The organism is Spiroplasma floricola 23-6 (genome assembly GCF_002813555.1).
Taxonomy (GTDB): Bacteria; Bacillota_I; Bacilli_A; order Mycoplasmatales; family Mycoplasmataceae; genus Spiroplasma_A; species Spiroplasma_A floricola.
On record NZ_CP025057.1, the window covers coordinates 830,556 to 855,534 of the forward strand.

21 protein-coding genes are annotated in these 24,979 nt (G+C 22.0%); all 21 read right to left on the reverse strand.

What is annotated here, in order from left to right; all coding sequences use genetic code 4:
• Positions 1-174: 174 nt before the first annotated feature.
• Positions 175-630, reverse strand: coding sequence for a hypothetical protein (locus SFLOR_RS03665; RefSeq protein ID WP_100916734.1), 456 nt, complete (start codon positions 628-630; stop codon positions 175-177).
• Positions 631-715: 85 nt separating this feature from the next.
• The gene (locus SFLOR_RS03670; RefSeq protein WP_100916735.1) at positions 716-1,159 is read right to left on the reverse strand and encodes a hypothetical protein; all 444 of its coding nucleotides are present in this window, start codon (positions 1,157-1,159) and stop codon (positions 716-718) included.
• Between the two features lie 692 nt (positions 1,160-1,851).
• On the reverse strand, positions 1,852-2,301 hold the full coding sequence (locus tag SFLOR_RS03675) for a DUF805 domain-containing protein (protein ID WP_100916736.1): 450 nt from the start codon (positions 2,299-2,301) through the stop codon (positions 1,852-1,854).
• Between the two features lie 82 nt (positions 2,302-2,383).
• Positions 2,384-3,226, reverse strand: coding sequence for a hypothetical protein (locus tag SFLOR_RS03680; RefSeq protein WP_100916737.1), 843 nt, complete (start codon positions 3,224-3,226; stop codon positions 2,384-2,386).
• A 279-nt stretch (positions 3,227-3,505) separates the two neighbouring features.
• Complete coding sequence (locus SFLOR_RS03685) at positions 3,506-4,234, reverse strand: hypothetical protein (RefSeq protein WP_100916738.1); 729 nt, start codon at positions 4,232-4,234, stop codon at positions 3,506-3,508.
• Between the two features lie 42 nt (positions 4,235-4,276).
• Positions 4,277-6,313 carry a hypothetical protein gene (locus SFLOR_RS03690; RefSeq protein ID WP_100916739.1) on the reverse strand — a complete coding sequence of 679 codons (2,037 nt, stop codon included), beginning with the start codon at positions 6,311-6,313 and terminating at the stop codon, positions 4,277-4,279.
• 36 nt (positions 6,314-6,349) lie between these two features.
• Positions 6,350-7,426, reverse strand: a complete 1,077-nt coding sequence (locus tag SFLOR_RS03695; protein ID WP_100916740.1) for a hypothetical protein — start codon at positions 7,424-7,426, stop codon at positions 6,350-6,352.
• A 2-nt stretch (positions 7,427-7,428) separates the two neighbouring features.
• On the reverse strand, positions 7,429-8,709 hold the full coding sequence (locus tag SFLOR_RS03700; protein WP_100916741.1) for a DUF2130 domain-containing protein: 1,281 nt from the start codon (positions 8,707-8,709) through the stop codon (positions 7,429-7,431).
• A 166-nt stretch (positions 8,710-8,875) separates the two neighbouring features.
• Complete coding sequence (locus tag SFLOR_RS03705) at positions 8,876-10,258, reverse strand: hypothetical protein (protein WP_100916742.1); 1,383 nt, start codon at positions 10,256-10,258, stop codon at positions 8,876-8,878.
• Between the two features lie 89 nt (positions 10,259-10,347).
• Positions 10,348-10,920, reverse strand: coding sequence for a protein kinase family protein (locus SFLOR_RS03710; protein ID WP_100916743.1), 573 nt, complete (start codon positions 10,918-10,920; stop codon positions 10,348-10,350).
• 623 nt (positions 10,921-11,543) lie between these two features.
• Positions 11,544-12,896, reverse strand: coding sequence for a glycoside hydrolase family 68 protein (locus tag SFLOR_RS03715; RefSeq protein ID WP_100916744.1), 1,353 nt, complete (start codon positions 12,894-12,896; stop codon positions 11,544-11,546).
• A gap of 244 nt (positions 12,897-13,140) precedes the next feature.
• Positions 13,141-14,220 (reverse strand): hypothetical protein, encoded by a 1,080-nt coding sequence (locus SFLOR_RS03720; protein WP_100916745.1) that lies wholly within the window; start codon positions 14,218-14,220, stop codon positions 13,141-13,143.
• Between the two features lie 151 nt (positions 14,221-14,371).
• The gene (locus SFLOR_RS03725; protein ID WP_100916746.1) at positions 14,372-15,655 is read right to left on the reverse strand and encodes an alanine--tRNA ligase-related protein; all 1,284 of its coding nucleotides are present in this window, start codon (positions 15,653-15,655) and stop codon (positions 14,372-14,374) included.
• A 141-nt stretch (positions 15,656-15,796) separates the two neighbouring features.
• On the reverse strand, positions 15,797-16,417 hold the full coding sequence (locus SFLOR_RS03730; protein WP_100916747.1) for a hypothetical protein: 621 nt from the start codon (positions 16,415-16,417) through the stop codon (positions 15,797-15,799).
• 66 nt (positions 16,418-16,483) lie between these two features.
• Positions 16,484-17,473, reverse strand: a complete 990-nt coding sequence (locus tag SFLOR_RS03735) for a hypothetical protein (RefSeq protein ID WP_100916748.1) — start codon at positions 17,471-17,473, stop codon at positions 16,484-16,486.
• Positions 17,474-17,634: 161 nt separating this feature from the next.
• Positions 17,635-18,456, reverse strand: a complete 822-nt coding sequence (locus SFLOR_RS03740) for a hypothetical protein (RefSeq protein WP_157806948.1) — start codon at positions 18,454-18,456, stop codon at positions 17,635-17,637.
• Positions 18,457-18,485: 29 nt separating this feature from the next.
• A complete protein-coding gene (locus SFLOR_RS03745) occupies positions 18,486-19,277 on the reverse strand; it encodes a hypothetical protein (RefSeq protein WP_100916750.1) in 792 nt (263 codons plus the stop codon).
• Between the two features lie 66 nt (positions 19,278-19,343).
• Positions 19,344-20,294, reverse strand: coding sequence for an ATP-binding cassette domain-containing protein (locus SFLOR_RS03750; protein WP_100916751.1), 951 nt, complete (start codon positions 20,292-20,294; stop codon positions 19,344-19,346).
• Entirely contained in the window at positions 20,294-22,054 is a 1,761-nt protein-coding gene (locus SFLOR_RS03755; protein WP_100916752.1) for a hypothetical protein, read from the reverse strand. The genes SFLOR_RS03750 and SFLOR_RS03755 overlap by 1 nt, the downstream gene beginning before the upstream one ends.
• A 9-nt stretch (positions 22,055-22,063) precedes the next feature.
• Entirely contained in the window at positions 22,064-23,707 is a 1,644-nt protein-coding gene (locus tag SFLOR_RS03760) for a hypothetical protein (protein WP_100916753.1), read from the reverse strand.
• Positions 23,708-24,014: 307 nt separating this feature from the next.
• Positions 24,015-24,890 carry a hypothetical protein gene (locus SFLOR_RS03765; protein WP_100916754.1) on the reverse strand — a complete coding sequence of 292 codons (876 nt, stop codon included), beginning with the start codon at positions 24,888-24,890 and terminating at the stop codon, positions 24,015-24,017.
• Positions 24,891-24,979 lie beyond the last annotated feature (89 nt).

The following is a 24,979-nucleotide window of genomic DNA, read 5'->3' on the forward strand; positions in this document are numbered from 1 at the left end:
TATTAAAAATGGTTAAAAATTTGAAAGTTTCCTATTTACAAGTTAAAATTAAAATTTTTAAGTAAATACAATAGTTTTAGTTATCATAAGAATTATAACACTCAAAATGTAAAAAAACGAGGTTTTTCCCCGTTTTGTCTAAGATTTCAAAAAAATATTTTAATAAGAGTGACCCTATATGAATTGATGATTTCTGCTTAAATATATAAATCTATAGTCTCTTTTTATAAGTAGGTTTTTAAATATCTTATAGAATATAAATAAAAATATATAATTTATTAAAGGCATTAAACTTATAAAAATATATAAAGCTTTTGGTTTAACAATATCTTCTCTTTTTAAAACATTACAGAGATTATTTGCTAAAATAGCACAATTTGTGGATAAAGAAATTGTTGCAAGACCAAGAACTACTGAAAAGATAATTCATCAAAACTTTGCATCTTTTTCTTTACTAGAAATTAAGAAATAGTAAATTAAATATGATGAAAGAATAATAATTATTACTTTAGCAATATTATATGAAAAGAAATCTATAAAAGCTTTTCGATCTATTTTCCTATTTTCTAAATCATGTGCCTCGAAATGATAATTTGTAATTAAAAAGCAAAAAGCTAGTCCTCAATCCATAAATAATTTACCTCCTAAGTAATTAAATAAAATTAAGATAATCTAAATAAAATATAAAAACAAGTACATCTAATTTTAAATATTATTACATCTCCAAAATTCTTTCTAATTCTATAAATTTGTAATCTTTTTTTCTAAACTGCTTTTTAAAAAAATAATAGAAAAACAATAGAAAAATAAAATTTATAAAAGGTATTATGTTTATAAAAATAAATAACTTCTCTGGTTTTTTGATCTCTATTTTTGTAAAAACATAACACAAACTTTTCACTAAAAATATACAATTAATCGATAGTGAAATTAAAAAACATAATGCTACTACTGAACATCCAATTATTCCCCCAATATTTTTAGAGCCTGCTAATATATAAACTGAACTTAAAAGAGCAATGGTAAAAAAGATTTTAACTAAATTAACTCAAAAGAATTTTTTAAATACTCTTGAATCTACATATTTCTTTTCTAAATCTCTTTCTCAATAATCGCATTTTGTTACTGCTGTTATTGAAGATAAACTAAAAAGATCCATAAAGATTCTCCACTAAAAGAAATATATAAGGGAGTAATACTGCTTTTACTATATATCCAACTATACTTGTATTCAAAGTAGTTGTAACTATACTAAAAGTATTTTTCATAACTTTTATTTCCGTTTCTACACCAAATTCAAGTTATTGTTTGATACACTTATATTCTATTTTCTTAAAGAAAAATAACAATTAAAAAGTTGCATAATAAAAGTCTTTTTATAAATAAAAAGATTTTTAGTAAAAATTAAATTAATAGCTTAGATTTGTTTTAAATGTATTTAAAATAAAAAAATAAAGTCTCTCAATACTTTATTTTTTGTTATCAATTAACGCTTTATTATCGTATTTATTATTTTTTTATCTTTTAATTTTTTTAAACAATTCTTTTACTATATTTAGTTTCTAAACCTTTTTTAGAAAACTCTTAAATTTTTATAAAAAAAGTTAGTTTCCATATATTTAATTATTAAAGAGTTTACTTTTATTATTTTATTTCTTAAAATTAGATAAAACTTTATTATAAAAATCGTAGATATTTAATATTCTATTTTTATTAAAGTTTATAGTTAATAATATAAAGATTTGAAATTTTTAAGAAATTATAATAATTTGAGTTATCCTAAAAATTTAAATACTCAAAATGTAAAAAACGAGGTCTTTGCTCGTTTTTTACTAATTTTTGACCAATCTTTTATCATTCAGGATTTTGTGGATTTCTATTTAAACTTATAAATTTATAATCTTTTTTTCTAAGTGATTTTTGAAATACTATATAAAAAATAACTAGAGCTATAAAATTTAATATTGGAAAAAAGCTTAAAGAAATAAATAATCATTTTGGTTTATTAATATCTTCTCTCTTTAAAATATTAAATAAATTCTTTGTTAAAACCAGACAATTAATTATTAATGAAATAGTTGTGAAACCCAGTATTACTGATGTAAAAATTAACAAACTTTCCTTTTTAAATTTTATAGTATCATAAATTCCAAAAATACAAAGAGAAATAACTATTATTTTAAACATGTTAAAAGAAAAGAAATCTCTAAAAGCTCTTCTATCTATTTTTTTAATATTCAAATCATTTTCATTATAACGGCAATTTGTAACTAATATTAGCAGCTCCAATCCATAGTCCATAAAAAATCACCTCCAAAACAATTAATTATAAAAGAATATATTTGAGATATTTAAAAGATGTATTTGTTCTTTTAGAAAATTACTATTCAAAGGCTCCTTTATAAAGTTTAAATAATAAATTCCCTATTATAGGTACAAGAACAGCTGATGTTATATATCCTACTATACTTGCCGATAGAGTAGTTTTCACAATCAAAAGTTTAGGAATAGCTATCTGACCTATTGTAGAATATAATCTATAAGAGTTTAATGATCAAGTTAAAACATCCCAAATACTATTTAATTTCTCTCTAAATGCAGCTACTGTTAATCCTAATCCTGCTGAACAAACTGTTAAAACAGCTGCTACTCTAGCACAATCAATGGCAAATGGAATACTTATTCCAAATCATCAAGCTGCTGCTCAAAATCCAGCAGCAGCAGCTGCAAGTGCAATAGCTCCTCACCCTAATTTACCAGCTACTAAATTCATATCATCAAGTAGAGAATTAAATCAAGTTTTTGATATATTTTTTTTAATTTTTTCATAACTATCTAGATTTAAAAGATTATAAATTGAATTATTACTAGTTTGTTTATCAAGATTTTCTTTAAATCCATCTACATTATTTTCAAAATATTTAATCATTTCTTCTAAACTTTTTTGTTCATTTTTAAAAGAGTTCAAGAGTTTTTTAGTTTCTTGTTTTGCAAACTTTAAAACCTCATTTGTTATATTTTGATTATCATCTGAGTAAAACTGTGAATTTGAATTATTTACTAATTTCTCAAAAATATTATTTGTTTCTTGATCAATATAGTTTCAATTCACATCATCTTTTTTATTATTAATTTCATTTGATATATTTTTAGTATTAAAAGTTGTTGTTGATACTAAAGGAGCAACCAATACTGTTGATCCTAATATGCTCAAAATTTTTTTCATAACTTTTATTTCCGTTTCTACACCAAATTCAAGTTATTGATTGATACACTTATATTCTATTTTTTTAAGAAAAAATAACAATTAAAAAGTTGCATGCTAAAAATATTTTTATAAATAAAAAGACTTTTATTGAAAATTAAATTAATAATTTAGATTTGCTTTAAATATATTTAAAATAAAAAAATAAAGTCTATCAATACTTTATTTTTTGCTATCAATTAATGTTTTTTACTGTGTTTATTTTTTTTAATTTTAAAAACTATAATTTTAACATATTCATTACTTATGCTTTTCTCATTGATCTATATTTTTCTCCATTTTTTTGATTGCTTCAATTGGTATATTTTTTCTTTTTCTAACACTTGCAAATATTTGTTTTTGAAACTCATCATCTCAATTTTCTGGAAGATTTAAATAAAGTATCTTTAATTTATCTCAATCAGTTTCTAATAGAATACCATGATGCATAACTTTATTTCTTAATTCAACAATTTCTTTTAAATCAGTAGAAAAATAATTTACATCATAATCTGTAAAATCTTTTAAATTAAAATTATTCTCTTTAATTCCTATAAAGCTTAAAATATTGTGAGAATATCCATCTGTGTAATATCCCTTACTCTTTTTAAAATACTTTGCTCAATTATTTAAAACTTTCATAGTTTCTAAATTTAATTCTAAAGATTTTCTTTCTTCTATTTTTAATATATATTCTTTTTCTTGTTCATCAACTACTATATTGTATTTATCTAAAATAATTGTTTTTATTCATTCTTCATATGTTGAAAGAAATTTATAAGTTATATTTTTAATACTTTTATCAAGTCTTACAAAGTCATTTACTATTTTATATTTTACTTTTTCATTAGCATAAAATAGTGAGCTCTTATAATTTTGCTTTATATAATATGCTATAGAATAGTATAATTCCTTAGATGTAACTTTTGAATATATTTCAAAATTCTCTAAATCGTCTTGCTCAAAATCTATAATATCTTCATTTCTCATTTATATTTTTCCTTTATTAATTTACTATATAAAGATTTTAAATTAATTTTTATAATCTATATAAAAATTATTGATTAGAAATTCTATTTTCTTTCATTCTATATCAGTTTTAATAATTTTTCTTTCTATAATTTTATGTATATTATTTTTTGATATAATATCATTTTCTTTTTTAATTGAATATTGTTCATTCATATAAATAACTATTCCTGAAAAAATATAATTATAATTTTTTTTCAAAAAATTCATTACAGTTTTAATATCTTCTTCTTTGTATAATTCATTTAAGATTAAATCATAGAATAAATAAATAATTTCCGATATAGAAATAATTTTTATTAAAATATTTAAAAAAGAAATAACTTCTATTTCACTTTTTATAATTCCTCTATAAATTAAAGAGAATATTATCTCTCTATTATTTCCAATTAAAGTTGTATTTATTAGGAATTGAATATTTTTATTTAGAAAATAAAATTCTTTCACATAATGCTCATCATCATTTTCAACACATTTATTCAATATGAAATATACAATAATAAAATTATTTAATTCTTTTATATCAGTAGTATCTTTTATTTTATAATTCTTTGAAAATATATTTTGAATAATATGGTTTCATGTACATATTAAGTCTACTTTTTCTTGATAACTTGAAAATCAAATTTTATTTTTGATACTATCAATAAAATATTTCATATCTTCAAAATTTGAATAGTTTGAAAAAAAGTTTTCATCTAATGGAATATAAAAAAACTCCTTAATTAGCTCATACAAATTACTTGAATTAATTTTTAATAATAGCAATAATTTAAAGAATTCTCTTAAATCATCACTATTTATATCAAAGTCTATGTCTATTTTTCATTGATAATATTTTTTTATAATATCTGAAACATTAAAAGATAGACCAGATAAAAATGAATAATTTTCCTGATTTTCAACAATATCAAAAAATATATCAGTATTATTTTTTAAATTTAAAAAATTATTTTCTTCCAGCAATAAATTTCCAAACAAATAATCACTGTAAATATTCTTAGGTAAATTTTTAGTCTCATATACTTGCTTTTTTTGTTTATTACCCAAGGGACCATATTCTTCATATTCTTTTAATTCTAAATCAAAAAAATTTATATTATTATAAAGTTTAGATTTTTCAATTTCACTCTTAATAATATTTTCATAAAATAATTCATCTACATACTTTAAATAAAAAATACATATTAAATCATTAATTTTAAATAAAGATTTTAATGTTTCCATATTCTTAAAAGTATTTTCAAAATGAGTAAACTTTTCTACAAAATTATTGGTAATTCTAAAATTACCTATTTTTATTATTTTTTTAATAAATACATTATTTAAATTATCTTTTAATATTTTACTTTTGATTATTATATCTTTTATATTTTTTTTGCTTGCTTTTTTTAATAAAATTAAGTCAAAGTATTTTTCCTCAAAATCTATATTTAAAATTTCTGATTCTGGACTATCTATGAATATGAATTTTGTAGTATTGTTTTCCTTCACAAATTCCAATGCTGAGCTTATTAAATTATAAATTCTTAATTTTAAATTTTTATCTTCAATTCTATTTATATCATCAAAAATAATTAAATCATATTTACAAAAATAGTTAATAAGAACCTTAATATCGCTTTTATTACCATTTCAGAAGAAAAATAAAAAAACAGTAGCAATTGATATACTAATTGGAACTAATCAATATCATGGGCTTGCATTAAATTTATCAATAATAAATCAAGATGTTATAAAAGATATTATTGACAAAATCATATTTAGACTAGTTTTTATGTAATTAAATACTAAACTTTTTGTTCAAGTTCATGAATATTTTGAAGGAATATAATTATCAATTAAATCTTTTATTAAATCATTTTGAGGATTAAACAAAGACGCATTAATTCATATTTCCTTATATGTGACTTCACTATCTTTAATATAATCTTTTAAAGATGTGGTTTTACCAGATCCGTAGTCTCCTTTAATTAATATTTTTTTATACTCTTCTTCAAAATATTTTTTATAATGAGAACTTTTCTCTATATAATTCATTTATAAATCACTCCCTTCAAATTTAAAAAATTAAATTTAAGTACTATTTTTTTCAATATCTAATTTAATTTTTTTTATTATCTCATCTGTAATTTTATATAATTCATGATTTCGCACATCACTACTATTAATTTCTTTTATTACTATTTTTTTAATTTTATAATTAATATTAGGCATTTCATTTTGTTTAAAATAAAAATAATTAATTATTAGTTCTATATTTCCTAACTCTAAAATTCTAAATTTTGAAGAAAACTGTAATGCTATATCTTTACATATTGAATGTATTAAGTGATTATCATTATTCATTGATAATCCATATAAATCAATTTCTATATTTAGATTTTTTAAACTAGGATTGTTACTGTGATTATATCAATAATTCTCAAAAGGTATTTTTAAAAATGAAAGTTGAGTAGATATTTTCTTATCTTCAAGATTTATTTGAATATTAGAGTATCTTTGAATAAAATTTTCTGCGTTAATTTCATTTTTTCCATGAATATTAATGACTCTGAGTTCAAAATGATCATAGTAAATGCTATTTCGTCTTCATTTATAAATAAAATTTTTCAGAATTTCATTATAATTTGTAGTAAAAATTAAATCATATCCTAAATTTACTAAATTTTCAAATGACCCACTTTCAAATTGATAGTTTTCAATTCCATTTTCAAATCACATAGCAATTTGGTCATCAAATTTTGAAGAAAATTCAATATAATAACCTAATAGTGTTTTGCAAATTGAAAAAAATAGATCTTTATTTTTATTTTCTTGATTGAAATCACCTTTATTTTTAATTACATTTCTTGAATAATTTTCTCCAATTAGTTTTATAGCACTCTCAATTGTAAAATTTTCAGTCAAGTTTTCTTTATATTTTATTAACTCTTTATAAAAGTACTTTATTATAACAAATATTTTTTCTTTAAAATCTTCAAAATTATTAAAAACTGTATCAAAAAAAGAATCAAATTCATCAACACTAGAAGCATAATTTTCTAATCATATTAGAAAATTATTATTAAAATCCTTTAGCTTATTATTAAAATGAGCATTTCATCCATTTCCAACTATTAATATTTTCATAGTATCTTGATTATCACTCATAATTAATACCTAAACCCTTCTAAGAAATCTAACATTAATGTTTGTCAATTTCTTCATAATTTTTCCCTATGTTTTTTAATATCTTCTACTTTATTTAAAATAGTTCTTTCATCTGATTCAATTCCATCAACTGCTTTTTGAACAATGCCTTTAAATGTTTCTAAAGAATTTAATTTTCATTTATTAAATTGTTCAAAAGTTTCATTATTATCTGTTTTATCTCTTAGGTTAGATTCAATTAAAATTAACTTTCTAACCATTGAAGTTACAAATACAAAACTGTCAGGATCTGCAATTAAGATATTTTTATTTTTTTGTGATACTAAAAATGGTACTTTAAATTTTTCATGAGTACTTGTTGCAACAAGAATTGCATAATTTGCTCCTTCTTTTGCCATATCTTCTGTTAATTTAGGCTCTCATGTTTCTTTTCATTCTCCATTTTTACATTCAAAAACTATTTTTCCTAGATCTTTATCTTTATCTCTTACAATTTGTAAGAAGTCAGCTTTTGTACCTGTTCGTGTAATTTTATTAACTTCATCTCCTGTTGATGAAGCAATTTTTCTTAATTCTAATTCAACTTCATTTTCTCAGTTTTCACCTTTTGTTTTGTTATTAAGAATTCTGTTTGTAGCATTAGCTATTTTCAGATCAGTTATTTCTATTTCTTTTGTAGAAATTATTGATTCATATTTTTCTTTAAGTTCTAATTCCTTTTGATTTAATTCAAGTTGTTTTTCATTTTTATAGTTCTCCAATTGAGAACTATATTTTGATAAATCTAATTCAAATTTTCTTTTTTCTATTTCAAAATTTGAAGTTAATTCAAGTTGTCTTTTCTCTAACTCACTTTTATTCAATTGATCAATATTTTTAGCATCACTTTCAAGTTTTACAATTTTCTCTTTTAAAGAGTCAATTTCTGATTGTTTTTCTTGAGTAATTTTTGACTCTAATTGAGTTGCTAACATTTGACTTTCTTTTTGTTTATTCTCTTCAATATAGGCCATATCTTTTTTTAAATTTTCTATAATTGTATTTAGCTTAGATAACTCTATATTTTTTTCTAGATCAATTTCTTTAATTTTAGATTCTAATCTAAAATTAAAATTTTTTTCTAAATTTTGACTGATGTCCTTTTCAATTTGACCTCTAATTTCTTCTTCTAAGTGTTTTTTATACTCTAAAAAACTTTCAGTATCTCTATTTTGTACTTTACCTATCTCAAGTAAATCGAAATCTTGGTGACATTTTGGACAATTTATTAGTAATTGTTGCATTTTTTATTCCTCTTTTTTTCTATTTAAAAAGGAATTAGAACTTAAATTTTTAGGTTAAGCAGATTTATGTATCAAGAACTATTTATCTATCAACTATAAGATAACCTCGAATAAATATTTCTATTTATTCAATAATTATAATACTCTTAAAAAAAGAAAAAACAACTTAAATAGTTATTTTTTTCTTTTCTTTTAAATTTTCTATATATAGAAAGCCAACAATAAATATAATACCTATTATTCAAGAAACCATTAAACTAAATCCAAACATTAAAGCCAATACATCAACTGTATACTGTAATGCCCCTATTGAATTAATTATTATAAAAGGTACGAATGTTAAAATATTGCAAATTAATGCTTGAGCTGTTATTAATCAATTTTTACCTTCTCCATTAAAATGAGCACTAAAAGTAGATGCTGAAACATAGAAAATAAAAAACCAAATTAATTTTGAAAATATAGTTCAACTTCTATTTACTAAATCAACATTGTTGTCTGAAAGAAACATTGTAAATTGCTTATAGACAGGAATAAAAATAGCAAAGGAAAGTAGAATTGACAATAATGATATTAATTGAAATTCAAAAATAAGCATTACTCTTTTTTTAAAATTTAGTTGATTTTGTGTTGAAACAATTGACTTATTTATAGAAAAAATAACATTTGGTATCATCAATATTCAAGATCATATAACTGTATTTGATAACCAGTAAGCATCGCTTTCTTTTGCTATATTCATATTTTTTGCCATCATAAATAAGTAAAAAGTATTATTTATTGTTGAAAATAGAAACGAAGCTAATACATTTGAGAAAAATACTTTATTAAAATTTCATTTCTTGATGTTAAAACTAAATGTCTTTAAGTTAAAAAAGTTTTTAAAACCAAATATGTAAGCTAACATAATAATTGATGTAACAAATAAACAAATTTCAGTAAGAAGTGTGCTTAATCCTAATCCAATATATGCATTATCAAAAACATTATTATTTGCAAGAGTAAAGTCAAATATTATACTAATTAATAATTTAACAATAAGTAAAGCTAAAAATCCTTTGTAATTTTTTAAATTTAATAAAATAACAGTTGAAATTCCAGTTAATATACTTGGAATTTTGCTTCACAATTGTAATGAAAAAAATACTCTTTGTTCATAACCTTGTTGTGAACCTATTACTTTTACTAAATCACCTACAAATATATTCAAAACACAAATAAGTATAAAATAAATAATAAATGTAAATATATAAACTTCTCTTATTTTATTAAGATCTTCTTTTTTACCAATTTTTATACTTCCAAATCATCAAAATAAAGGTAAGACTATTGTTTCTTGAATAACTTCTAGCATTATATTTAAATAATCTCATTGTGCATAAGTTTCAACACTTGCAGACATATATCTTGTTATAACAATAGCTCTAACCAATATTCAGCATGCAGGTATTAAAGAATATAAGAATATTCAAATGAAAAGATTTCAATGACTTTTTTGTTCTTTAAAAAGAGAGCTAAATTCCTCTTTTTTTATATTAAATAAATTCATTTTCTATTTTACCCCAATATTTTTTCACTCAGCTTTTAGTATATTCATATCAATTATAAATATTTAAATTTGAGTTTCTTTTTTGATCTTTATTTATTCTTATGAGAATAGAATTTTCTTATGAGAATAGAATTCTTAACGTTAATAACATCTATTTTTTTATAACCCAAATACTTGAAAATTGCAATAATTTGTAACACATATTTGCTATGTTCTTGTTTATCATCTCCAAAATTAACTCACAATCAACAAATATATCCAATATCATCATATTTACTTCCAAAATAAGAGCCATCTCAATCAATTAACTTTTTTGGCAACAATTTATTATTAAATATGGCATTTACTGGACTTATATCTCCATGTACTATTACATTATTTTCACTATCTATATATAAAGACTGAAGTTCTGATATTATCTTTATAATTTTCATTGTTGATTCAAATGGCATAGCTTTTACTTTTTCTAATGTAATGCCTTTAACATATCTATATGAGTAAGTGAAATCATCAATATCTTTGAATTTTGAAAAATATTTAAACCTCTTTTCATTTAAAATGTTTGATATTTCAACTAAATTTTTTGAGTTACTATTTTTTTCCTTTATAATTCATTTACCTTTTTTAATTAACTTTTTACCAGACAATCCATTATTTTTCATATATTTATTTTAAAGGTTTATTGTTTATTTTTGAATAAAAAAACAAACTAATAGTTTGTTTAAAACATTAATTTTATACATAAATAAATATTTTACATTTTCTATATAAATAAATTTAAAATTATCTAATTGCGTTAAACCCTATTGATCCTGAATTTGTTAGATTTATTCATTTTGTTTCAAGTTCTTTTATTTCTTGTTTAGTTCAAGAAATAAAATCTTTATTTTCTTCTACAATATAAAAGAAAATGTCTTTTAAAGATAAATCATAATATTTAATATATTCAACTATTTTTTTATATTTGATTTCAAGATTCTTTTTTTCTTCATAAAAAACCTTTTCGATATTTGCAATATGCTATTTTCATCTTAATGATAAATTTGTTGCTTGTCCTACATATATAGGTATTTTATAATCATCAGCTTGCTTATCATTGTGAATTTTTATTACATAAATTCCCTAATTTGTATTTTCAAACAATCCATTTTTTAAGGGATTAAAGTTTTTACCTCTTTGCTTGTTTAATATTTTATCTAATGATTCAGAGTTAAATTTTGAAACACTATGGAATTTAAAAAAGTAGAGTTTAATCTCTACTTTTTTTATTATAAAAAGCAATAAACTATCTTCTCATAACTTGAGCTGGAAGAAGTTCATCTTCAATTGTTATTTTATCATCTTTAATTTTTAACAATAAACTTGGAGCTGCTCCTCTTATTCTTTGCAGTTCATTTTCTCCATTTGAAGAGAAATTAGAAAATGCTAAAGTTAGTAGATAATCAGAGTCTAAATTATCATACATAACTCCTCATGCATAAGCATAATTTTTATTTCATACAACTTCTCCATTAATTGTTTCATTTTCTGGGTGTGAATATAATATTAATCCATCATCATTGATTGGTTTCATTTCTCCAAAAATACTTTCTTTTGCTGTGAAACCATGTAAGCTATCATTTTTATCTAATCCTGGTGCTAAATTCATATTATAGTAACCATGTGTTGTTGTAAACATATAATATCTATCATATTTGGCATTATAAATTAAACTTGGTCTTTCAGTTTCATCTGAAACTAGATTAGATGCTCATAAAGGATTTAAGAATTCTACTTTTCCTTCTTGTAAATTTAATTTAGCAATCCCTATTGCTGAATTTGCCATATTGCTTCTTTCAAAATCATAATTTTCTGGATAATCTTCAAATCCTCCAGTGTATTCAGGAAGTCTTTCACCTTCTTTACCAGTTAAAAGACCTGTGTTTCCTTCAAATAACATATATTCTTGATTTGTTTTTGGATCTCTAAAGTAAAATGGATCTCTAAATGCTCATTTTTGTTTTGCATAACCTTGTGCTTCTGCTGCTTGATGAGTTTGATATAAATCTCCATCTGGTTGTGCTATTATTTTATGAAATACTGGAGTATTAAATTTTGGAATATCTTGATCAAAATTTAAATCCATTTTAGCTAAAGCTATTCTTTGATTTCAATTTTTTCCATAAGTGTGATTAGAAACAGTATAAAATAAATTAACTTGTTTTGTTTTTTCATCAAAGAGTGCTGAACCAGATCACTCTTCTGTACCTTCAATTAAATTTTGACTTAAAGCATATCCTCCTGGAATTCAATCAGATCCAGTTTTTGAATAAAAGTACATTATTTTTGTATGTCCTGTTCCATCACTTGGTTTTGATAGAGCAAATCAAATTTGATATCCATTTATAGTAGCTACTTGACCATTATTATCTAATAGCGCTCAACTATCTCAAATATCATAATTATCGATAAAAGCAGTTTTATTTGAATAATCAATATTAGGTATTAATCTTGATTGATCAAATTTTACTGTAGATGCAGCTTTTTCTGTTCATCTGTAAGTTTGATTATTAATGACTACTTGTTCTTGAACTAAAACATTACAAATTGATGCACTTGGAAATAAAGAACTTCCAAGCAAACTTAATAATATTTTCATATTTGACCCTTTCTTTCGCAAGCCCACCCAACCAACCAAATATTGATAGTTGATAAATATTTATATTATTTTTTATGATATTTTTTAATTCTTAACTCTAAATATGTCTTTTGCTAATTGCTAATTGTTCTTATCATACTCTTTAAAATAAATAAAACAATATTATTTAATGATTATTTTATATTAATATAAAAAAGAAAAAGTAATTAGATAATTACTTTTTCTAATATTTTAAATAAATTCTTTACAATATAAAAATATTTACAACATTTAATTTGGCTTTAGCTCTTGAATAATATGTATTTATTCAACTTGCATATGCTTTAACTTCTATTTTAAATTCAAATTCTATTCTATTTGTAAATGTTATGCTTCTTACATAACCTTTTGAGAAATTTCAATTTACTGATCCATAATATTCTCTATCTCATAATTTATAAGGTCCACTATTAATTTGATATTTTACAATTCCATTATGATATTGTGTTATAAGAGAATTTTTATCTTCAATTGCTGAAAGAGCGCTAAATTCAAAACTAAAAAATTTAAAATGAGATAAAAAATCATTCATTCCAAATACTGGATAATGAACTACTTTAAATGTTTGAGAGTCATATTGAGTAGAATTATAAGCTTCTACAAATAAATCTCTTGATCTAAATTGATCTTCAAATTCTAATCCAGATCTATAGTTAATAGTTTCTTCTTGTCCTGCAAATTCATATAAACCAACTAGTGTAACTTCACTATATTTAAAGTTAGTAAGTGAGAACATATAATTTTTTAACTTTGGATTTTCTTTCATAAGAGTTTCTCTAATTTTATTTTCATTTGGATTATAAATAAATCCTATATCACTTTGAGTAATATAGTTTGCCAATTTTTCTGGTTCCGGATTTACAGTTGTAGAGTTTGTAATTACTAAGTTTGCAGTTAAGTGACCTTTAAATAATTCATTTTCACTTAAAGCTCTAAAACGCAATTTAGTTTCAATTACTTCTTCAGGTTCAGGAATTTTAAAGTCATATCCGCTTAATTCTCAATAATTGCGATTCTCTAGAAAATCATATAGTGCATCATAAACATCATCATTATCTGCACTGTCCATTATTTCATAAATAAGAAATTTAAGCATATCCTCTTCTGTTTCTAATTTGACATTCTTTACATCCACATATGTTGTTTCAATTTTAATTTTAGTTAAATCAACTTTTTCAGATGAGTCGATACTTAATATATGTGCACTATTTGTACTGTTTATAATTGAAGCAGTTGATGGTGAAGTTAAACCAACACTTGCAACTAATCCTAATAATATATTCATATTTGTGACTTTTCTCCTTTCGAACACTAACTCTTTAGTCTTCATTTTTATAATAGTTAATAATGTTATAAAAACTCTTTTTTCTTTACAAGTAAGGAAAATTAAAAAAACTTTACAGTATTGTAAAGTTCTCTAACTATTTTTTTAGTAATTAATTTTTAATTTTTGATCTTTCTAAGATTTTTCCTTGTGCAGTTTTTTCATTTCCTCCACCTTTAATTACTAATGAATCATGTGTATCCATTCTTTCAAAAGCATTAATAGAGCAATTAGATTTACAGAAAAACATTTTTGCACCTTGATCAATTATTTCTACATATGAATTTTTATTATTTTTTAAAACAGTTTCACAAATAAAATTATAATCTTTGTTCTCCAAATTATTTTCGTTTATTACAAATATTTTATTATCTCCAAACACAGTTGGTTCTATATTTTTATATTTATTAAATAAGAAATCTTTTTTCTTTGCATCAACATGAATTAAATATTCATTCATTGCTTTTCTTAAATTTGTTGTAATAATTTTAAATTTTATATATACATCTCACTTTGGAAGTAAAAATTCTTTTGTAATTGTTAAAATGGCATCTCTTGCTTTTTCAACATTTTTATCTTCCCCATACTTAAATTTAAGTGATGAGTATTTTTCAGATATATGAATAACTTCTGGAAGTTCATTTTTTCTAAACTTATCATATTCTTGTTCTAAAAATTTTGGATTTGTTCTTGCATAAAATCTGTAAATATTACTTCCTTTTGATTCAAAATCATAAATTAAAAAATTAGGTATTTCAAGTAAGTTCCTTACATGAGTTCCACTACACAGTTGAATGGAGATGTTTTTGAATTTTACAATTCTTAAATCTCCTTCTAATTCTTTTTCATTAAATTCTATAGCAAGATTATATTCATTTTTTGCAGTTTGTGCATCAACAATAATTTCTTCTTTATATGCTCCCGATTTTGTTTTTTTAATAACTATTTGATTTAATTTAAAAATTAAATCTCAATCCACTTTTTCATCAAGTTGCATATCAATTCTTAAACCATTTTCATCATTAAAATAACCTTTTCCTAAACTTGTTGGAAACAGTTCTCTTATTGTATCAAATAATAAATGAGCTGCACTGTGGTTTTGACTTACAAGTTCTCTGTGTTTTAAATCAATTTTTGCAACAACTTCTGATCCTACTTGAATATCTTTTATTAATTCAGTTTTATGCACTACTTTATCTTCACTTATTGCAAGACCCAATATTTTATAGCTGTTATTATTAAATTCAATTACCCCTAGATCTCCTGTTTGTCCTGCAGATTCTGGAAAAAATACAGTTTCTTGTAAATACATTAAAGTAAATTTTTCTTTATTTACAAATTCTGTTACTTTAGTATTTATTTCAAATTGTTCATAGCCTTTAAAGTTTTTTAACATTTTTTATCTCCCTGTTATTAAGATAATTTTTTTATTATCAGTATAAATTTATTATAAAGAAATATATTGTTAAAGAAAAGTTAAAAAATAAAAAGAGCAATTTTAAATTGCTCTTTTTATTACAAATGTATTTTTAAATTATTAAAAGTTACAATAAAATAATGCTCCTGTAAAACCAAAATAGTATCTAAAAAAACCTAAATTTACTCTCAATTGTTTATAAGTTGTAGTATTTGAAATCATATAATAGGATTTAGTAGTTCTACTTACAGTATCACTTATACCAAAATTAAATTGTAAAATATTATTTTGATTATTGATAGTCATTTTCTTTAAAGATTCATTATAATCTTTCCATTTAAATGTTGTATAGTAACTAGAACTTGAAGTTGGCAATTCAAGACCATCTCAAAGAGGATTTTTTACAGTTGTTTTTGTTTGACCTAATGCATTATCATGACTTAGTGCTGTTGAATCATCAATTTTTACTATTTCAGCCAAATTGTGAAATTCTTGTGCTAAGTGAGTTAAGTACTCTTTTGCTTTAACACTTGTTTTAGATATGTTATTTGAACTAACTGTAGTATATTGAGATTTATATGTAAATGGTATCATTACTGTTCCTAAACTGATAGGTTCACTTCCAGCATATTTTACTTTTAAATTACTTAAAGTAAATTGACCAAAAGAATAAACTCCTTCTAAGTATTTTGAGATTTCTTCTTCATTAGTATTACTATCATATTTTCATTTTCTTTTCAAAAATATAACTTCTTTTTCAAAGTCTTTATACAAATCTTGATATAGTTGTAGATTGAAGAACTTATCTTATCAGTTATCTTCTAAATTGGCTCTAAACAATATATTGTTAATTACATTAGCTTGTGCATAATTTAAATTATTAGAATCTGTTTGAAATTCTTTTTCTATTACTAAATTGTCTAAAAAATTTGTACCTTCAAAAATAATTTCAGCTTTATCATTTCCATTACTCTCTATTGAATTTTCTTCTATTTCTTTCATAAAATCATTAATATTTTGTTCATTCTTTTTTGGGTCAAAATAGTTTGCAATATCTTGAGAAACATCTTTTCAACTTGAGTAAGGATTAACTCCTAGTTTTGTATCACTAAAATGAATTGTTAATTCTTTTTGATTAAATAATTTTTTTCCCACATCAGTTATATTAATTACTTCTTTAATGTATTCTTTATTTTCAAAAAGATTAAAAGTTACTTTATAAGTATAAACTTCTGTATTAATTGATTGTAAAAAGTATTGTCAGTTAAAATTAACTTCAAATTCTCCTGTATATACTATTTTATCTTCTACATTTTGTTTTTTAATAGTTATTTCTTTTCCAAGATAATAATTGGCATACACATTTTGTACTTTTGAAAGAAATATTGAATAATTATTAATCGTATTTGTTTTTAAAAGATTTAAATTATTCTCAAGATTATTTAAATTAACAAAATTTTGTAAATCATTTTTTAATTGATCTACATTATTTAAAGAGCTTATTGATAAATTCAATTCTTTATCTTCTTTTCCTTCAAATAAACTTTTTAAATTATTTTTACTAAAAAATTTATAGTCATTTGTAAAATCATTTACAAAGGCATTTTTATATTGAATAAAATGATTTTGAAATACTGAACTTATATCTCTTTTTAAATTTTCTAATAATTCTTTATCTATATCTTTATCTTTATCATCTTTAATTTCTGTAACTGGTTCTTCACCACAAGCAACTATTGATAATGTTGAACTTGTTGTAATAGCACAAGCAGAAAACAATATTAAAAGTTTTTTCATACCCTTATTTCCCCTTTAGTTTTACCTACCTAAATCTTATCATAATAAAAGTGTTTTAGAAAGATAAAAAAGTTAATTAAGCTTTTACTTATAGCAATTTTTGAGAAAATAAAAAAGTAATAAAAATTACTTTTTTATATATTTAATTTATATTTTTTCCATTATACTTTTGAAAAAAACAAAGCACCTTTATGAGAAAATTTATATTTAAAATAACCCAAATTAACTAAAACATCTTTTGCAGTACTTGCATCAGAAATTAGATAATTGGAGTTTGTTTTATATACATAGCTATTAGAACTATATTCTTGAATTTTCAATATATCATTTTCATTATTTATAACTACTTTTTTTAAAGATTCATTATAATCATTATAATTAAAAGTATTATACCTACTATTTGTAAAATTCAAATTTAGTTCTTCTCATATATAAGTATCTTTAACTGTACTAGTATATGCCAAAGCTTTGTCTGGTCAATTTGAATCTGTAGATTTTGCAATTTTGGTTACATTGTGAAATTTTTCTAATAAAGTAGTTAAGTATTTTTTTGCACTTACACTCGTTTCCCCTATTTTATCAGAACTAACTGTAGTGTATTGAGATTTATATGTAAATGGAATTACAACTGGAGCCAAATTAATAGGTTGATTATCTTTATATACTAATTGCAAATTATTTAAAGTAAAGTGACCAAAAGAATAAATTCCTTTTAAGTACTCATTAATATTTTGACTATTTGAACTTTGATCTTCTCATAGTTTTGCAAATTCTGAAACTGAGTTTTCAAAACTTATATATGATTCTTTATTTGAATTTAAATCAAAGAATTTAGTTCAATTATCAGTTTCTAAATTAGCTTTAAATACTAAATTATTAAAGATTTCAAGTTCCTCACCAGATAGATATGCACCAGAGTTAGTATATTTAAACTCATTTGCTACTTTTAAATTTTCTATTAAAGTAGCATTACTTGATTGCAAATTAAATTTAGTATTCTCACTATATTTTTTTATTTCTTCAAAAAATGAGTTAACATTTTGCTCAGTTTGAAATATTTTAAAATATTTTGAGAAACATTTTTTCAACTTAAATCTTTGTCAATATCTAATTTTTTATTATTAAAATGAATTAATGAAGTTTCATCATTAAAAAACTTTTTACCAACATTAGCTATTTCAGTAATATGAGGAATTAATTCTTTATCTTCTGAAATAATAAAACTTCCTTTATAATTGTAAGTTTCTGTATTAACTGACTCTGTATAATATTGTCACTTAAAATTAACTTCAAAATTTCCTGTATATGTTATGTTATCATCAATTATTTGTCTTCTAATTATAAAGTCTGGTCCAAATTCATAATTTGCATAAACACTATTCACTTTTGAAAGAAATATAGAATAATTATTTTTATCACTATTTTTTAAAGAGTTTATATCAGTTTTTAGATCCTCTAAATTAAGATGCTTTTGTAAATCTTTATTAAAGCTATCTAAATTTGCTAAGGAGTTTATTGATATTTTTATTTCTCCATCTTGTGAATTTGTATATAAATTAGCCAAGTTAGTACTATTGAAAAATTCATAAAGTTCATCTGCTTTATCAAAAGTTTGTACAAATGGGATGTTATTTTTAATGAAATGACTGTCATATTTTAAATTCGCTTCATTTTTTAACATTTTTAATAAATCTTGATCTACTTCATAGATATCTGTAATTGATTTTGTACCACAAGCAACTATCGATGATGATGTACCTGTTATAATTGCACAAATAGAGAACAGCATTAAAAGTCTTTTCATTTTTTTACCCCCTTTTTTTGATTAGTATAATACTACACTAAAAAATTTTAAAGTAAATAAAACTCTTTAACTTTTAATTTTTGTTTTATTATTTTGATTATCTTCAATAGCTTTATTAATTGACTCCATATTTATTGGTAACTTTACAAGATTTAATATTGGATTTGCCAATCCAATAAAGTATAAGAAGATTCAATTTATTTCTTTTAATGAGTTTGTTGCAAAAACAATAGAGTTTTCATCCTCATTATATCTAAAGCTTTTAATATTTTTTTCTTTTAAGAAGTCTTTAAATTTCTCAACACTAAATTTCTTATCTAAAAATAACTTGTACTTATTATAAATATTTAATTCTTTTTGAGAACCTTGAAAGATTTTTTGACCTTCTTCTAAGATTATATAATCATCGATAATATCTCATATTTCATCAATATTGTGAGCTGTAATAATAACAGTTTTTCCCATTTTTTTATGCTCTTTTAATAAGTTTTTAATTTTATTTCTTCAATAAGAATCTAAATTAGCTCCAGGTTCATCTAAAATTATAATCTCTGCTCTTTTAATAAAACACATAATTAAGTTCATTCTATTTTTCATTCCCCATGAAAAATTTTTAACTTTTTTATTTCTTTCTTCTCAAAGACCAAAATAAGTCATTCAATATTCAATCTCTTCTTTTATTTTATTTTTTTCAATATTAAATGATAAGCAAATTAACTTTAAAAAACTATATGCTGAAATATCATAAAGAGAAAAATCCATTTGAGTATAAAAACCAAATAATGAATTTTGTAAGTATGAACGACGCTTTCTTCTATTTACACTGTTAAAGAATATGTTTCCTTTGTATTTTTTAATTGCCCCTATTATTGAATTTAAAATAACAGATTTTCCACTACCACTTCTTCCACACAAAGCAGTAATTTTTCCTGCTTTGATTTCCAAATCAATAGGACCTATTTGAGTTTTTTTAAATTTCTTTTTAAAATCTTGAAAATTAATAACTGTTGTTTCCATTATACAAAATCCTTTTTCTTATAAATATTCAAACAAATTATGTTATTTATAATTGCAATAGTTAGATGAACTATTAAAAAATAATAAGGTTCTACAAAATTGTTGTAAGTGTCAGGTTTAATTTTATTATTTTCATCTAATTTAAAAATATATGATGAGTAACTTAAAAATAAATTTTTCTGTCATGTTAAATCAATATATGAGTCACTGTTAATTGCAAATCAATTATCTTCTCATGACTCTCCTGCATATCTAGTATAAACTGAAAACATATTTGCCAGTGGGTTTAGATAAAAAGCAATGTTATATATATCTCTAGCTCTTTTGTATTCTCATCACTCTGATCTTGAAGTGTCTAGAGTATAGTTAGTTAAATTTACATAACTGGAAGTATAGTTTATAAAATATTCTTCTAAAACTCTAATTGCAATATATAAAGGATCATATAAAATGTCATTATACAGTTCATTGGCATTAGAATCTCTGATAAATCCTACTGAATTAATTCCATCAACAAAATGTAATTTATAACTGTCAATTAAATAAGCTTTTGAAAAGTCTGCTTTAACACTAGGATCAGATACTAATGAGATTTCTCCTGTTTCAAAGTTTAATAAATCTCCATATAATTTGTAGTATTGTTTTTGAAAGCTTTTTGAGTTTGAATAATAATTTAATAAAGAGTTTGTAAAATCATATAAATCAGTTAAGATTAGTTTTTTCTCACTGTCAGTTTGTGCACTTATTAAAGTTTTCATATTATCCATAGAAATAAATCTACTGTTTTGAAAAATAGATAGATTTACACTATCACCTAATTGAATACATTTTTTTTGTTCTGAGGGTTGGCAAGTATCTCCTCAATTGGTTGGCAATTTTGAAACTGTCAAATTGTTTCCTTTGATAGTTCATTTTGAAGTATTAATTACACCCAAAGAATCCCAGAAATTAAATCGAGAGTTTAAAGTTGTTTGACTAGTTCACTGTGTACTTTCTTTTGAAAATTTGTTAGATATAAAAAAGTTATTTAAATAATTTGATAAATGCTTATATTTTATTTTCTTGTTTGTAACTCTTTGTTGAAAATCAAAAGCTTTATAAATTTCATCAATTTTTTCAACATAAGTATTTCCTAATGTTGATGTAAAATATAAATTTCTATTTTTCTCAGAAGAGATTATAAATTGATAAGGTAAGCTTGCTATAAAGCTCAAAGATAAAATAAGTGTAATAATGATTGTTGTAATTTGATTTTTGAAACAAATACTTAAAAGCGAAAAGAAATTAATCAATGCATAGCTTATAAAAAATAAGTAAATCATATGTACTAAAGTCATATTAATAATCACTTTATCTTCTCAACCAAATATTAAAGCAAAAATATTTATTATTGAAAAGTTCATTAAAATAGCAAACACAACATATAAAAATAAAGTTGATGTTTGCACTAAAAATATTTTGCTTCTTGATATTGACTGAGTTGAAATAATATAGATGGTTTTATCTTCAATTTTAGAATACATAAATAAAAAGACAAGTCTCATAATTAGTATGATTCAAATAATTCCACTAATAAATAAAAAGTAATAATTATAATAAATCACAAATTGACCTATATTTTTTATTAATAAAAAAGTAAAACCAAACAAAACTGACAAAACCAATGATATGAAAGCTATTATTCCTGAAGCCTTATCAAAAAAGATTAATTTGAAATCAATCTTAAACATTGTAAAAATGCTTATAGATTTTTTTTTCATTTTTAATTATTAAACCTTTGCGTAAAATATAGCACCTTTATGAGAAAATTTATATTTAAAATAACCTAAATTAACTCAAGCATTTTTTGTAGTAGTACTATCTGAAATTATGTAGTTTGGATCAAATTTATATACATAACTATTCTTACTTCCCTCAAATTTTAAAATATTATTCTCACCATTTATAACTATTTTTTTTAAGGTTTCATTGTAATCATTGTAATAGAATTGTGTATATTTATTACTTCCAAAATTTAAATTTACTCCCTCTCATAATAAGCTATTTTTAGTTGTACTAGTCATTCCAAGAGAGTTGTCTGGCAATTTTGAATCTGTTGGTTTCACTAACTTAGTTTGTTTATGAAATTCACTTATTAAATTTGTTAGATATTCTTTTGCTTTAATACTTGTATTGTCAATATCATTTGAACTAATTGTAGTATATGAAGATTTATATGTAAATGGAATTATTACTGGACCTAAATTGATAGGTTGACCATCTTGATAACTTATTTGCAAATTATTTAATTTAAATTGACCAAAAGAATAAATTCCTTTTAAATATTCATTAATATTTTTACTATCTAATTGTGGATCTTTTCATATTTTCTTAGCTTCTGATACTGAGTTTTCAAAATTTATGTATGATTCTTTATTTGAATTTAAATTAAAGAATTCTTTTCAATTATCTGCTGTTAAATCAGCTTTAAATATTAAATTATTAAATGTCTCTAACTCTTTTCCAGAAAGATATGAATTTGAATTAGTGTATTTAAATTCATTAGCTATTGTTAATTCATCTAATAAGTTTTTTGGATCATATGTAATTTTAAATTTAGTATTATTTGTATACTCTTTTATTTCATCTAAAAGTGCATCAATATTATCAATTACTTTATAATGTCTTGAGATTTCTTGAGAAACATCTTTTCAACTTTCATTATCTTTAATTTTTAAATCACTATTTTTAAAATGAATTAATGAAGTTGCATCATTAAATAATTTTTTACCTACATCAGCTATTCCAGAAATATTTGCAATTAACTCTTCATCATCTGAAATAACAAAGTTTGCCTTATATTTATAAGTATCTGTATTAATAGATTGTGTGTAATACTGTCATTTGAAGTTAACTTCAAAATCTCCTGAGTATGTAGTTTTACCGTTAGAAGATTGAGTTTGTTTTTTAATTGTAAAATCTTGACCAAAATCATAACCTACATAAACATTATTTACATTTGAAAGAAAAACAGAATAGTTATTTTTTTCATCTTTTTTTAAAGAATTTATATCATCTTCTAAATCTTTTAGATTAACAAAGTTTTGCATATCACTTCTTAAATTATCCAAATTCTGTAATGAATTTATTGGTAATGTCATTTCTCCATCATTGGGATTTGTATATAAAGCTTCTAAATTTTCTTTTTTAAAAAAAGAAAATTTCTTTGAGTTTTCAAAAGTATCTACAAATGGAGTATTATTTTTAATAAAGTGATTATCAAATCTTAGATTTGCATCATTTTTTAACATTCTCAATAAGTCCTGATCAACTTCTGAATTATTTGAATTAGGTTTTGTACCACATGCCACTATTGATGATGTTGTACTTGTAACAACTATAGAAATAGACAACAACATTAAAAGCTTTTTCATTTTTATTATTATCTCCTTTTAGAATTAATTCTTAGTATAATTTTATATAAAAAAAAAAAAAAAATATTTTTAATTTAGTAAAATCATTTTATCTTTTCATTAACTCTAATTAAAATATCTGTAAGAGTTTTATATTTTTTCAATAAAAAAACAGCTAAAATAAGCTGTTCTTTTTTATATTTAATTAGTTCAATAATCTCTTTCATAAAAGAAAATTTAAACTATTATTAATTTTAAATTTTTGAAAATAAATATTTTCAATAAAAATAATTTGAATTATATCTACTAATTATACTTATATTTTTACTTAACTTGCATCTGCAGAAAATATAGCCCCTTTATGAGAAAATTTATATTTAAAATAACCTAAATTAACTTCTACTGTTTTTTCAGTAGTATTATCAGAAACATAAAGGGCTGACTCTATTTTAATTTTATATACAAAACTACTATTATTTCCATTTACTTTCAAGATATTGTTTTCATTATATACAAGTAGTTTTTTTAATTCTTCATTATAATCTTTATAATTAAAACTATTATAATATCCTCCTCCAAAATTTAAATCTAAACTTAATCATAAAGGAGTTTTTACAGAGGCTGTAAATGCTAAGGTATTTCTTAGTACTTGTGAATCTGTAGCTTTTATTGCAGTTTGATTACGAAATTCATTTAACAATGCATTTAAATATTCTTTTGCTTTACCACTTGTATTGACAATATCATTTGAACTAATTGTAGTATATGAAGTTTTATATGTATATGGAATTATAATTTGGCCCAAACTTATTGGACTCATTTTTTTATAACGTATTTTTAAATCATTTAATCTAAATTGACCAAAAGAATAAATTCCTTTTAAATAATCATTGATAGTTCTTGTACTCTCTTCAATTTGTCATAATTTTGAAAAATCAGTAAGTGAATTTTCAAAACTTATATAAGAATTTTTGTTTGATTCTAAATTAAAGAAATCCTTTCAATTACTATCAGTTTTTTTAACTTTAAATACTAAATCATTAAATTTTTCTAACTCTGTTCCAGAAAGATATGCACCAGAGTTAGTATATTTAAACTCATTGACTACTTTAAAATCATCAACTAAAGTATTCTTTTCATACTCAAATGTAAGGTCTTTACTTCCTACATTAAGATTTAATATTTCGTTTAAAAATACATCCACATTTTCAAGTTTTCCATCAGAACTTGTTTTTCTAAAATAGCTTGAAACATTTTGTGAAACATCCTTTCAACTTCTTTTAGAATCAATGC